The following is a 12722-nucleotide window of genomic DNA, read 5'->3' on the forward strand; positions in this document are numbered from 1 at the left end:
TCCGCGCTACTTCAGTCCGGCGGCCTGCAGCGCGCGGTCGATCACGGCGGCGACGTCGATGACCCGCCGACGCTTCGGCTGGGGTGGCGGGACGACAGCGTCCGGCTTCGGATCGGACGGAGGCCGAGCATCCGCCGGCGTCATGTCGACGGCCTTCCCCACGACCGGCTTCGCCGCGAATGGCTTCACCTCGACCGACGCGTCCGCCGGCGTCGCGGCCTTGACCACCGGGACCATCGGCGCCGCGGCCTGCGGCTCGGATTTCGGCCTTGCAGCTCCGGCGACAGCTGGCCGCGTCCGCTTGGCTCGCACCGGGGCGCGAGACGGCGATGCCTTGGCCGCTGGGGCCTTGGCCTCGGCCGGCTCGACGACGGCTGGCGACACCTCCGGACGGCGCAGCATCTTCGTCAAGGTCGGCAGCGCCGAGATCGGCGACACCTCCGGAATGAGCTTCGTGCTCGGCGAGGTCACCGCCGGCTTCGGCTGACGAATCCAGTCGGTGACGCCGAAGAACTTTGCGATCAGATAGGACGAGGAGATGCCGGCCTCGAGCAGGAACGGCCCCGCTTTGCCATAGCGCTTGTCGTTGGCGGCGACGCCGATCGGTGTGCCATGCGCCATGTTGGTGATGGTGAAGGATTCGACGACGGTCTCGCCGTCGGCATTCCACCATTGCTCATGCGGATAGCCGTTGACCTCTCCCGCAGCCATCGGCGCCAGCGGCAGATGATGCAGGTCGAGCCATTGCTTGACGATCTCGCCGGCATTGTCCGGATGCACGGTGTAGTCGGCGGTGCCGTGCCACACCGAGAGCTTCGGCCATCTGCCGCGATGCTGAGAGGCACGGCGGACGAGATCGCCGAGCTCGCCGGCGGGCCGCGCCGGCGGCATCCGCATCTGCAGGATCGCATCGCGCATGTTGCGCGCGGTGCCGAACGGCAGCCCGGCGATGACGGCGCCGGCGGCGAACAGCTCAGGATGCGCCGACAGCATCGCCATCGTCATCGCGCCGCCCGCCGACAGGCCCGTGACGAAGATGCGCCGCTCGTCGATGGCGCAATCGGCGACCATGCGCGCGATCATCTCGCGGATCGAGGCGACCTCGCCTTGGCCACGCGCGATATCCTCGGATTGAAACCAGTTGAAGCAGCGCTGCGGATTGTTGATGCGCTGCTGCTCCGGAAACAACAGCGCAAAGCCGAAATGCTTGGCAAGCGTCGACCAGCCGGCACCGAGATCATACTCGGCCGCCCCCTGCCCGCAGCCATGCAGCACGACGACGAGCGGCAACAGCGGCTGCCGCTGCGCCGGCACATAAGCGAACATCTTCAGCTTGCCGGGATTGCTGCCGAAGCTCTCGACCTCGACCAGCGGGCATTCCGGGGCGGGCCGCAGCTGGCGGTGAAAATCGCCGAATCCGGTGATGCCATTCAGCTCGCGCAGCCGTCGCAAATACTCAACATTTTCAGCGAGGGACAACGGCAGCTCCTTGGCAGTCACATCTTCACGTCGGCGCGGATCAAACCCACCATCACCCAGATGGTTGCTGCAGCGCAAAAGAAAAAGCCCGCGCGAACGCGGACGTCAGCAATTTGATTGCGAATTTCGGTCTTGCTGCGATCAAAATGCCACGCCGCCGCGGCGCTTCACGCTGCAATCACCGAAACGCGAACCAGGCACGGCCGAAATCGCGGACAGGATGAACGCGGACGATCCCGCAACTGCTTTCAAGCGGTGGCCACAAGTAAGCGCCATCACTTGTCGGTCTGTCGCGAATCGCGATCTCGCGTCGGAGTGTGCGGAGAGATCGCCGATCAGTAAACAACAAATGGCAGGCATGCACGGCTCTCGTATGAGCAGCAAGATGATTGCCTGCCAACGACGCGCCGACTAGCCTGCCCCATAAGCAACAACGACATTCCATTCGGGAGAAAAACACATGGCGCGGCTCAAATTCGGCGCGTTCCTCGCTCCGCATCATCCGATCGGCGAGCATCCGATGCTGCAATTCCGCCGCGACCTCGATCTCGTGTCGCAGCTCGACGAGCTCGGCTATGACGAGTTCTGGTGCGGCGAGCATCATTCGAGCGGGTGGGAGACGATCGCCTCGCCCGAGATGTTTCTGGCCGCCGCCGGCGAGCGCACCAAGCGCATCCGGCTCGGCACCGGCGTGATCTCGCTGCCCTATCATCATCCCTACAACGTCGCGCAGCGGATGGTGCAGCTCGATCACATGACCGGCGGCCGCGCCATCTTCGGCTCGGGCCCTGGCGCGCTCGCCTCCGATGCCCACACGCTCGGCATCGATCCGATGACACAGCGTGACCGTCAGGACGAGGCGATCGCCATCATCCGCCGGCTGTTCAATGGCGAGCGTGTGACCGCGAAGAGCGACTGGTTCACGATGAACGACGCGGCCCTGCAGATCCTGCCGTTGCAGGAGGAGATGCCGTTCGTCGTGGCGTCGCAGATCTCGCCGTCGGGCATGACGCTCGCCGGCAAATACGGCATCGGCATCATCTCGCTCGGCTCGATGTCGACGCAGGGCCTGATGGCGCTGCCGCAGCAATGGGAGTTCGCCGAGGACGCGGCGAAGAAGTACGGCACCACGGTGAGCCGCGCCAATTGGCGCGTGCTGCTGTCCTGGCACATCGCCGAGACGCGCGAGCAGGCGCGCCGCGAGGCCGGCCCCGGGCTGATGCGCTGGCACAACGAGTACACCGTGGGCACGCTGATGCGGCCCGGACTGAAGCCGTTCGCGTCGCCCGATGAGGCCGTCGACAAGACCGCCTTCGTCGAGGGCGCAGCATCGACGATCGGCACGCCCGACGATCTCGTCAAGACGATCAAGAACCTGATGCAGGTGTCCGGCGGCGTCGGCCACATCATCGGCTTCGTGCACGACTGGGCCAATCCGGAGAACACGCGGCGCAGCTGGGACATGGTCGCGCGCTACGTCGTGCCGGAGATCAACGGCTACATCGACGGCCTGCGCCGCTCGCAGACATTCGTTATCGAGAATCGCGCCATCTTCGAGCGCGCAGGGCAAGCCGTGATGGCCAAGATCATGGACAACGACAAGGCGGCCGCCGCCCTGTCGCAGACGGGCCCGGGCCGCGTGGCGATTCCGGCGGTCAACGCGCCGGACCTGCAGCAGGCGGCAACGAAGCAGCGGGGGTGAATCAACATCGGTGCGCAGGGCGGATTAGTACTACTGCGTCGGAAACACTGCCCGCTATCCGTCGTCATTCCGGGGCGCCCGAAGGGCGAGCCCGGAATCCATAGCCACAGACAGATGGTTGGCGGCAAAGTGCCTACAACCAGCCTGCCTTACACTATTGCCTGTGGGTATGGGTTCCGGGCTCGCCCTTCGGGCGCCCCGGAACGACACGCGGAGAGAGCAAAGCCCTTTTCTGACGCAGTAGTACTAGCGCAGCGTAATCCGCCGACCCTCACGAGAGACTTCATCAGGTCGTCGTCGGTATCACGATCGAGCATGGTATATGCTAAGCGGGCAGGTCACTACGCCGTACCCTGACGGCGGCTTACGCTGCGCTACTCCGCCCTACGACCGCCTCACCTCACCGCGGCGACCAGCCTCTCGCAGTCAGCGAGTGTCGCGATCTGCTTCAGCGTCTCACGCAGCGCCGGCAGGTCGACGGGCTTCTGGAATTGCGGATAGACGACCAGCCCGAGCACGGTGGCGAGCCGGACGTGCTCCTCGCGGGTGCCGTCCTCGGCGCCGCTGATGAAGATCACCGGCGTGCGCGATTTCAGCTCGTTGAGCAGCAGCAGGACGTCCGCGCCGCAGCGGTCGCCGAGCGACAGGTCCAGCGTGATGCAGTCGAACGTCCTCTCGCGCAACACCTCGGCGGCGGCCTCGACCGAGCTCACGCAGGTCGCCTCATAGCCGCACTGCGCGGCGATCTTGCGCAGAATCGACAGATGCACCTCGGCATCCTCGATCACCAGCAACTGATTGCTCATGCCATTGCCCTCGCTGCCTGCTGGCCAGACGTCCCGGTCCGGGCGTTCCTAGGCGCCGCCAATGGCCGCGAGGTAAAGATTTGGGTCCGTAGATCTACGGCCGTAACAAGCAAACCTCGCTCGAATCCAGGCTTCGGCCGGGCTGGATGCGGACATGGAGGCGGTTGGAACCGGCTCCCGCGATATCGCAGTGTCGTCTCGGCAACAGCATGAACTTTTTGGCCCGCCCCAGAGCGATGCAATTGCCGCGCTCAATGCAACCGGCAATGGTACCGATTGTGTCGAATCGGTGTCACGCGCTGGGCAGAGCATGGCAAAATCAATGATCAAGCGAATCGGGTCTGCGCTGGCGGGCGTCCTGCTTGCGGGCTCGGCGCTGGCGGCCGACCTCCCCGTCAAGGCGCCCGCACCGGTGGCCGCACCGACCTGGACCGGACTCTATGCCGGCGTGTCGGTCGGCGCCCGCTGGGCCGATCATGATTGGCGAACCAGCGACGTCTCCCCGAACTTCGGTCCCGGCGTGTTCGTGCCAACGGCAGGCACAAGCGGGGCCATGGACAGCGCGGCGGCTCGGATCGGCGGCTACCTCGGCGTCAACTGGCAGTTCGCTCCGTCATGGGTCGCAGGCATCGAAGGCGACTTCGGTTGGGCCGACAACAAGAAGTCGGCCAGTCCTCTGCCGGGAACGGCCGGACTGTTCTTCGGCGGCCCCATGGTCGGCCTTCCCGCCGGCTCGGTGAAGGACACATGGGATGGCAGCGTGCGCGCCCGGCTCGGCTATCTGGTCACGCCATCGACGCTGCTCTATGGCAGCGGCGGCGTCGCGTGGCAGCGCGTTGAGCTCAACGCCAGCTGCGCCGTCGTTCCCGGCAATAGCTTCTGCTTCGGCAATCCGCACAACGAGACCTTCGCCTCGACCCGGGTCGGCTGGACCGTCGGCGGCGGCGTCGAGCACATGATCGGCGGCCATTGGCTGCTGCGCGCCGACTACCGCTATGCTGATTTCGGCACCTGGACCCAGCCGTTCTTCGTCGCCGGCGGCGTGGGCGTCGGCTTCGACGATCGCTTCACTGCGCATGTCACGACGCGAACGCACACGGCAACGGTCGGCCTCGCCTACAAGTTCTGAGACGCAGCTGGTCCTGAGGCGAGTTGTCATAGGCACGGCGGCTGGCGGCCGCGCGGCAGGCATCGACGTTCGGGCATCTCCCCGATTTTTCTTAACTCTGGGCTGCTAGGCTGACCTCAGATCGAGCAAGCCTGCAAGGGACGCTCGCTGTGTGGTGCGTCAAGCAGCCCGCCGTCTCGACCCGGCGGGCTTTTCCGTGGAAAGGTCGCCAATGTCACTCTCCTCCGCCAAGAACTACGCGCTGCGCGCCGAGCGGTCGCAGGATCCCAAGGAGGCCGCCGACCTCCTGGCCAAAGCGATCCTGGAGCTCGCGGCCTCGATCGAAGCCACCGACGCCAAGGTGAAGAAGATCAACAAGTCGGCCGGCTGACGGTCCTGATGTCCGCGTCGGAAGGCATGGCGCCGTCGGGCGCCGCGATTGGCAGGACTGCACGGCGCAATTTCGCGTTTTTGCAAGGGCGCCCTCTGCGTGGAGGAGGGCGGAATATTCCATCCCTCGGACGCAGGACCGCGTCGTGAGATTGCCGACGCGTGCGATGCAGCACAACTACACCGAGACGAAATAACGCAGCGTATTGCATGACGGCCGCAACCGCCCTTGAATGATGCGCCGGCGCGTCGCCGCGCCCCGCTGCCGATCAGCTTCCGGAGCCCCCTCATGTCGATGCAAAGTGTGGCCACGCCCTCGTTCCGCCTGACATCGCCGCGGCGAAACTCGCTGACGCATATACCGGGCGACGAAGGCTGGCCGATCATCGGCAAGACGTTCGAGACCCTCGCCGACCCCAAGGGTCACGTCGAGCGCAACGCCAGGAAGTATGGCCCCGTCTACCGCACCCACATGTTCGGCCACGTCAACGTCGTGCTGCTCGGCCCCGAAGCCAATGAGCTGGTGCTGTTCGACCAGGCCAAGCTGTTCTCATCAGCGCATGGCTGGGGCCACATCCTCAACCTGCTGTTCCCGCGCGGCCTGATGCTGCTCGATTTCGACGAGCACCGCATGCACCGCAAGGCGCTGTCGGTGGCCTTCAAGGCCGGGCCGATGAAGTCCTATCTCGCCGGCCTCGACCGCGGCATCGCCGCGCGCATCGCGCAGTGGAAGCAGTCCCCCGGCGAGATGCTGTTCTATCCCGCGATCAAGCAGCTCACGCTCGACCTCGCCGCGACGTCCTTCCTGGGCACGGAGATCGGACCGGAGGTCGATGCCATCAACCGCGCCTTCGTCGACATGGTCGCCGCCTCCGTCGCGCCGATCCGAAAGCCGCTGCCCGGCACGCAGATGGCGCGCGGCGTCAAGGGCCGCCGGCGTATCGTCGCGTATTTCTCGGAGCAGATCCCGCTGCGCCGCGCTCGGAGCGACGGCGACGATCTGTTCTCGCATCTGTGCCGCGCGACCGACGACCAGGGCGCGCTGCTGTCGACGCAGGACATCGTCGATCACATGAGCTTCCTGATGATGGCGGCACACGACACGCTGACCTCGTCGCTGACCTCCTTCATCGCCCAGCTCGCCGCACATCCGCAGTGGCAGCAGCAGCTGCGCGAAGAGGTCGCGAGCCTCGGCCTTGCCCATGGCGATCCGATGAGCTCGGAGCATCTGGACAAGATGAAGCTGACCGAGATGGCGTTTCAGGAGACGTTGCGGCTGATGCCGCCGGTGCCGTCGCTGCCGCGCCGTCCGGTCCGCGACTTCACCTTCAAGGGATTTGCCATCCCCGCCGGCACCGGCGTCGGCATCAACCCGATGTACACCCACCACATGCCCGAGATCTGGCCGGAGCCGGAGCGGTTCGACCCGATGCGCTTCACCGACGAGGCGCAGCGCGGCCGTCACCGCTTTGCCTGGGTGCCGTTCGGCGGCGGCGCCCACATGTGCCTCGGCCTGCACTTCGCCTACATGCAGGTGAAGTGCTTCGCGCGGCATTTCCTGTCGAACATCGAGGTCTCGTTTGCGCCGGGCTATCAGCCGAACTGGCAGGTCTGGCCGATCCCGAAGCCGCGCGACGGGCTGAAGGTGGTGTTGAAGGCGGTGTAACCCGGAAGTCGCGCGGTCGGCGAGGCCACATGAGGCGGCTGACAGATCATCGCCACGCCGACGACCGTCAATTAGTTACTCGTCATGCCCGGGCTTGGCCCGGGCATCCACGTCTTTCTCAGGATGCCGAACGACGTGGATGGCCGGGACAGGCCCGGCCATGACGGTGTGGAGAGAGCGACGTTACAGTCAACAAGCAGACGATGCTCGAAGCGGCAGCGCCCTACTCCACCGCATCTCCCAGCAGCTTGCGCATCGCTGCATAGCCTTGCTGCTGCTGGCTCCAGTTTCGGCCGCCGGTGATGGCGCCGTCGATGACGAGGTCGTGGCCGTTGATGAAGCTGGACTCGTCGCTGGCGAGAAACACCGCGGCATGAGCAATGTCGTCGGGCAGGCCGGCGCGCGGGATCGGCTGGGCGGTCGCATAGGCGTTGCGGATCGTCTCGGGCGTCTTCTCGGCGGCCTCGGTCGACAGGCCCAGCGCCTTGCCGAAGATCCCGGTGGCGATCAGGCCCGGCGAGATCGAGTTGACGCGCACCCCGGATTCGCCGAGCTCCATCGCCACGCATTTGGTGAGATGGATCACCGCGGCCTTCGCCGTGCTGTAGACCAGCGAGGTGGAGAAGCCGGCGAGCCGGCCGGCGATCGAGCCGTTGTTGATGATGCTGCCGGCGCCCTGCTTCTTCATGTGAGGCGCGGCGTATTTCATGCCCAACATCACGCTGCGCACCAGCACCGCCATGGCCTGGTCGAAGCGTTCCGCATCGAGGCCTTCGATGCCGCCGGTCTGCGCCGGACCACCGGCATTGTTGAACAGGCAGTCGAGCCGGCCGAAGCGCTCGACGGCGACATCGATCAGCGCGCGCATCTGCGCGTCGACGGCGACATCCGTCTGGCGGAAAATGCAGTTGGCACCAAGCCGGCTTGCCAGCGCCTCACCCTCGGCGCTGCGACGTCCCGCGGCGATCACCTTCGCGCCTTCGGCGACGAAGATCTCCGCGGTGCGCAAGCCGATGCCACTGGTCGCGCCAGTGATCACCGCCACCTTGCCATCCAGTCGTCCCATCCCGTGATCCTCTTGTTGATTGCTTGCAGATGTTGATTGCTTGCGGATCCATCCCGCAACCGGGAACAGCCCGTTCCCGTCACGGAACCATCATCTTGTCTCCGGAATTACAACACAAGCAAAGCTCCCTCCATCGCCTGGACAAATTACCGCCACGTCGGCCTTAATTTGGTTGCGCGTTTGAGGCTCATGAAAGTCCATGACGCGACTCATCGACGACATCAAGCGGGTCTGGCGGGGCGAGCAGCAGCCGTCGCTGACATGGAGCTGCCTGTTTGCAGCGGTGTGCCTGATCGCGGCCACCGCGGTCCGCTATGGCATGGCGCATTTGCGGCCGGACGTGTTCTTCACGCCCTACATGCCCGCGGTGTTCTTTGCGACCGCCATGGGCGGATCGGGCGTCGGCCTCGCCACCGCGATCATCGGCGCGGCGCTTGGCCTCATGCTCGACTTTGGCGGCGGCCCGGCCGATGGGGCACGGCTGGCCCTGATGGCGATGTACCTGACCGTTGCCGCTCTGGTGATCTGGGGCGTCAACCACTATCGCAGCCTCGCCGCCAAGCAGCGCGAGATTGCACGGCGCCTGACCGAGGAGGAGCAGTATCGCAAGCTGCTGGTCGACGAGCTGCATCACCGGCTCAAGAACAAGACCTCGACCATTCACGCCGTGCTGCATCAGGTGCTGCACGACCAGCCGCAGGTCTGGGGCCGGATCGACCAGCGCATCCGCGCGCTGGCGACCGCCGACGACCTGATCGCGCGGGCGGATGCTCAGGGCTGCGACCTGAAGGACCTCTTGATGTCGGAGCTCGGGCCGTATGGCCATGTCCGCTTCGAGCTCAACGGCGATCCGTTGTTCTTGCCCGCCAAGCTCGCGGTCAGCCTTGCGCTGATCTTTCACGAGCTCGCCACCAATGCCGGCAAATACGGCGCCTTCGCCTCGCCGCGCGGCTTCCTGCAGGTGTCGTGGACGATGCAGGACGACCGGCTCAAGCTGACCTGGGACGAGGCCGAGGGCCCGCCGATCAACCAGGTCGGCAAGCCCGGCTTCGGCACCAAGCTGCTCAAGGCCGCCCTGTCGTCGTTCGACGGCAAGACCGAGACCACCTTCCTGGCAACGGGTATTCACTGCACCATGCAGTGTCGCGTTCCGCCCAGCTAAGGGGCCCGCGGGCGGCCAATCCTGCCTACGACTTTCGCAGCATGCGCGCAGCCGGTCCTCGGGGCGAAATTGAGGATCCATTAATGACGCTGCGGCACAAAGCGCCGATCTTTCCAGGACTTGGCTCAGGCGTTCCGTGTTTCTACGTAGCGCTTAACTAAAATGAAGCGGGAACTTCGCACAATCGGCGCATGTATAGCAGCGACCGTTTCAACTTTTCCCCCGATGCACCCAACGGGCAGGACGCGACCGAGGCCGAGCTGCGCTTCCTGCGCAGCATCCTCAGCCAGCTGCCGTCGGGCGTCACGGTTCAGGACGAGCACGGCCGCTTTCTCCTCGTTAACGATACCGCCGCCGTCCAGCTCGGCGCCGCCGCCAACAGCGCCGACGGCGTCTCGGCGCCGCATCTCAACGGCAGGCGTTCGGCCTGCCGCGAGATCATCGGCCGGGGTCGCACCGTGATCGCCGAGGAAAAGATCGCCGGCGAGCGCGGCGCGCAGACGCTGCTCACGGCGCATCGGCCGCTCCGCATCGGCGACCAGAACGTGCTGATCTCGAGCTCGGCCGACATCACCGAGCAGAAGGAGTTCGAGGATCAGCTGTTTCGCGCCGCTTATTATGATGAGCTGACCGGCCTGCCGATGCGGCGCGTGGTCGAGCACCGCGCCGACCATCTGGTCCGCCGCGGCCGCGTCGACGGACGCTTCGCGCTCGCCTTTCTCGACCTCGACAATTTCAAATACATCAACGACTATTACGGTCACGCCACCGGCGACGCGCTGCTGGTCGAATTCGCCAAGCGCATCAGCCGCGATCTGCGCGAGTCGGACCTGCTGTCGCGCATCAGCGGCGACGAGTTCCTGCTGCTGCTCAATCCGATCGAGCGCGCCGAGGAGGTCGCCGAATTCCTCCAGGCTCTGCTGGACCGCCTGAGCGCGCCGTTCTTCATCGACGGTGCGGAGGTGTTCGCCTCCGCGTCGGTCGGCGTCAGCCTGTTTCCCGAGCACGGCGCCAGCTACGACGTGCTGCGTCAGAACGCCGACCTGGCGATGTATCGCGTCAAGAACAGCGACAAGGGCACGCTGGCCTTCTTCTCGAGCGCGATGGAGCACGAGGCGCTGGCGCGCATGAAGGTCGAGCAGTCGCTGCGGCTCGCCATCCTCGAGAAGCGCTTCTGCTGCGCCTTCCAGGCCAAGGTCGACATCCGCACCGAGGAGATCAAGGGCATCGAGGCGCTGGTGCGCCTGCGGGACAATGAAGGCGTGATCCAGGCCCCCGGCTCCTTCATCAACCTCGCCGTCGAGCTCGGCCTCATCGACGAGCTCGCCCATCTCGTGCTGGACGAGATCGTCAAGTCGATCGACCTGATCAACGACACGTTCGGACCCGAGGCGACGATCAGCATCAACGTCGCGGCCAAGCAGGCATCGAACCCGGACTTCATGCAGCCCTTCGCGCGAGCCATCGCGGCGACCGGCTTTCCCAAGCGGTTCATGATCGAGGTCACCGAGGATGCGTTCGTGACCCGCAGCCATTTTCAGGACGAGATCGTGCCGCTGCTGCGCGAGATCGGCGTCGGCATCTCCATCGACGATTTCGGCATCGGCTATTCGTCGCTGTCGGCGCTCGCCGACATCACCGCCGACGAGATCAAGATCGACCGCTCCTTCATCACCGACATCCATAAGCGGCCGCGCAGCCAGGGCATTCTGCGCGCGATCGAATCCCTGAGCGAAGCCCTCGGCATGACCGTGATCGCTGAAGGCATCGAGTCGTTCGAGGAGCTCGCTTATCTGCAGGCTGCGACCAAGATCCGCTATGCGCAGGGCTACTACTTCTCGCGTCCGATCTTTCTCGAGGAATTGAAGCCTGCCACCCCCCTTGCAAGCGAAGCGCGCATGAGCCTCGCCAGTCGCCCTGTGCAGGAAAATCGCCAGGCTTACGCGCGCAGCAGCCGCTATCGGCGCTGATTGCTGACAGAGCAAGGAGAGGCACCTGGATCAGCACAAAGTATGAGCGATTCCGCGCTGCCTTCGAAAGCGCCTTGACCCAGGCTCAGGCTGCACACTATCAGTTGCAGACAACAGCCGCCGTAGCTGGGAGGAAGGCTCGTGAGAACGTCACATATTTGCAAAGCCATTGTTTCATCACTGACTGCAGCCCTGCTGGCCACCGCCGCCCAGGCCGACGATCTGAAAATCGCTCTCATCTATGGCAAGACCGGCCCGCTCGAGGCCTATGCCAAGCAGACCGAAGCCGGCCTGCGCCTCGGCTTCGAATATGCCACCAAGGGCACCAACATGATCGACGGTCGCAAGATCGTCATCATCACCAAGGACGACCAGGGCAAGCCCGACCTGTCGAAGGCCGCGCTGTCGGAGGCGTATCAGGATGACGGCGCCGACATTGCGATCGGCACCACGTCCTCGGCCGCGGCACTCGCCGACCTGCCGGTCGCCGAGGAGAACAAGAAGATTCTGATCGTCGAGCCGGCGGTGGCCGACCAGATCACCGGCGAGAAGTGGAATCGCTACATCTTCCGCACCGGCCGCAATTCCTCGCAGGACGCGATCTCCAACGCGGTCGCGATCGGCAAGCCCGGCGTCACGGTCGCCACGCTGGCGCAGGACTACGCCTTCGGCCGCGACGGCGTCGCCGCGTTCAAGGAAGCACTGGCCAAGACCGGCGCCACGCTCGGCGCCGAGGAATATGTGCCCACCAACACCACCGACTTCACCGCCGTCGGTCAGCGCCTGTTCGACGCGCTGAAGGACAAGCCGGGCAAGAAGATCATCTGGGTGATCTGGGCCGGCGCCGGCGATCCGCTCACCAAGCTGCAGGACATGGATCCGAAGCGCTACGGCATCGAGCTGTCGACCGGCGGCAACATCCTGCCGGCGCTGGCCGCCTACAAGCGGTTGCCGGGCATGGAAGGCGCCACCTACTACTATTACGACATTCCCAAGAACCCCGTGAACGACTGGCTGGTGGCCGAGCACCAGAAGCGCTTCAACGCGCCGCCGGACTTCTTCACCGCCGGCGGCTTCTCGGCCGCGATGGCCGTCGTCACCGCCGTCACCAAGGCGAAGTCGACCGACACCGAGAAGCTGATCGCGGCGATGGAGGGCATGGAGTTCGATACGCCGAAGGGCAAGATGATCTTCCGGAAAGAGGATCACCAGGCGCTGCAAAGCATGTATCACTTCCGCGTCAAGGTCGATCCGAACCTCGCCTGGGCCGTCAACGAGCCGGTGCGCGAGATCAAGATCGACGAGATGAGCGTCCCGATCCGCAACAAGCGCTGACGATGAAATCCGTGCCCGGCCTTCGCGCCGGGCACGTC

The 12722-nt window shown here is 65.3% G+C and carries 10 protein-coding genes; 7 read left to right on the plus strand and 3 right to left on the minus strand.

The features are described 5' to 3' along the window. Positions 1–6 precede the first annotated feature (6 nt). Complete coding sequence (locus QX108_RS16860) at positions 7–1479, minus strand: PHB depolymerase family esterase (protein WP_315780741.1); 1473 nt, start codon at positions 1477–1479, stop codon at positions 7–9. A gap of 460 nt (positions 1480–1939) precedes the next feature. On the opposite strand from QX108_RS16860, the gene QX108_RS16865 reads away from it, so the two are divergent. Then, positions 1940–3181 carry an LLM class flavin-dependent oxidoreductase gene (locus QX108_RS16865; RefSeq protein ID WP_315780743.1) on the plus strand — a complete coding sequence of 414 codons (1242 nt, stop codon included), beginning with the start codon at positions 1940–1942 and terminating at the stop codon, positions 3179–3181. Between the two features lie 395 nt (positions 3182–3576). Here the strand turns inward: QX108_RS16865 and QX108_RS16870 are convergent, their stop codons facing one another. Beyond that, positions 3577–3987, minus strand: a complete 411-nt coding sequence (locus QX108_RS16870) for a response regulator (RefSeq protein WP_172132441.1) — start codon at positions 3985–3987, stop codon at positions 3577–3579. A gap of 322 nt (positions 3988–4309) precedes the next feature. Here QX108_RS16870 and QX108_RS16875 point away from each other — a divergent pair, with 322 nt between their 5' ends. From QX108_RS16875 to QX108_RS16885, 3 genes are all read left to right on the plus strand, one after another. After that, a complete protein-coding gene (locus tag QX108_RS16875; RefSeq protein ID WP_315780745.1) occupies positions 4310–5116 on the plus strand; it encodes an outer membrane protein in 807 nt (268 codons plus the stop codon). A gap of 211 nt (positions 5117–5327) precedes the next feature. Beyond that, positions 5328–5486 (plus strand): hypothetical protein, encoded by a 159-nt coding sequence (locus QX108_RS16880; protein ID WP_011923716.1) that lies wholly within the window; start codon positions 5328–5330, stop codon positions 5484–5486. A 288-nt stretch (positions 5487–5774) separates the two neighbouring features. Continuing rightward, on the plus strand, positions 5775–7151 hold the full coding sequence (locus QX108_RS16885) for a cytochrome P450 (protein ID WP_315780747.1): 1377 nt from the start codon (positions 5775–5777) through the stop codon (positions 7149–7151). 223 nt (positions 7152–7374) lie between these two features. Here QX108_RS16885 and QX108_RS16890 read toward each other — a convergent pair whose 3' ends face one another. Continuing rightward, positions 7375–8217, minus strand: a complete 843-nt coding sequence (locus tag QX108_RS16890; RefSeq protein WP_172182081.1) for an SDR family NAD(P)-dependent oxidoreductase — start codon at positions 8215–8217, stop codon at positions 7375–7377. Between the two features lie 199 nt (positions 8218–8416). Between QX108_RS16890 and QX108_RS16895 the strand changes: the two genes are divergently transcribed. The 3 genes from QX108_RS16895 (at position 8417) to QX108_RS16905 (ending at position 12684) form a co-directional block, all read left to right on the plus strand. Further along, positions 8417–9379: a sensor histidine kinase gene (locus QX108_RS16895; protein WP_172132443.1), complete on the plus strand. Its 963-nt coding sequence runs from the start codon at positions 8417–8419 to the stop codon at positions 9377–9379. 191 nt (positions 9380–9570) lie between these two features. Beyond that, the gene (locus QX108_RS16900) at positions 9571–11349 is read left to right on the plus strand and encodes a putative bifunctional diguanylate cyclase/phosphodiesterase (RefSeq protein WP_172132444.1); all 1779 of its coding nucleotides are present in this window, start codon (positions 9571–9573) and stop codon (positions 11347–11349) included. Positions 11350–11490: 141 nt separating this feature from the next. Further along, positions 11491–12684, plus strand: a complete 1194-nt coding sequence (locus tag QX108_RS16905; protein WP_172132445.1) for a substrate-binding domain-containing protein — start codon at positions 11491–11493, stop codon at positions 12682–12684. Positions 12685–12722: the final 38 nt, after the last annotated feature.

The sequence above is a fragment of the Bradyrhizobium sp. SZCCHNR1002 genome, assembly GCF_032381435.1.
Taxonomy (GTDB): Bacteria; Pseudomonadota; Alphaproteobacteria; order Rhizobiales; family Xanthobacteraceae; genus Bradyrhizobium; species Bradyrhizobium aeschynomenes.

Excerpts from the sequence above, each read along its gene's own strand:
- QX108_RS16865 (WP_315780743.1), top strand. The coding sequence starts at position 1,940 with ATGGCGCGGCTCAAATTCGGCGCGTTCCTCGCTCCGCATCATCCGATC.
- QX108_RS16885 (WP_315780747.1), top strand. The coding sequence starts at position 5,775 with ATGTCGATGCAAAGTGTGGCCACGCCCTCGTTCCGCCTGACATCGCCG.
- QX108_RS16875 (WP_315780745.1), top strand. The coding sequence starts at position 4,310 with ATGATCAAGCGAATCGGGTCTGCGCTGGCGGGCGTCCTGCTTGCGGGC.
- QX108_RS16890 (WP_172182081.1), bottom strand. The coding sequence starts at position 8,217 with ATGGGACGACTGGATGGCAAGGTGGCGGTGATCACTGGCGCGACCAGT.
- QX108_RS16895 (WP_172132443.1), top strand. The coding sequence starts at position 8,417 with ATGACGCGACTCATCGACGACATCAAGCGGGTCTGGCGGGGCGAGCAG.
- QX108_RS16870 (WP_172132441.1), bottom strand. The coding sequence starts at position 3,987 with ATGAGCAATCAGTTGCTGGTGATCGAGGATGCCGAGGTGCATCTGTCG.
- QX108_RS16880 (WP_011923716.1), top strand. The coding sequence starts at position 5,328 with ATGTCACTCTCCTCCGCCAAGAACTACGCGCTGCGCGCCGAGCGGTCG.
- QX108_RS16900 (WP_172132444.1), top strand. The coding sequence starts at position 9,571 with ATGTATAGCAGCGACCGTTTCAACTTTTCCCCCGATGCACCCAACGGG.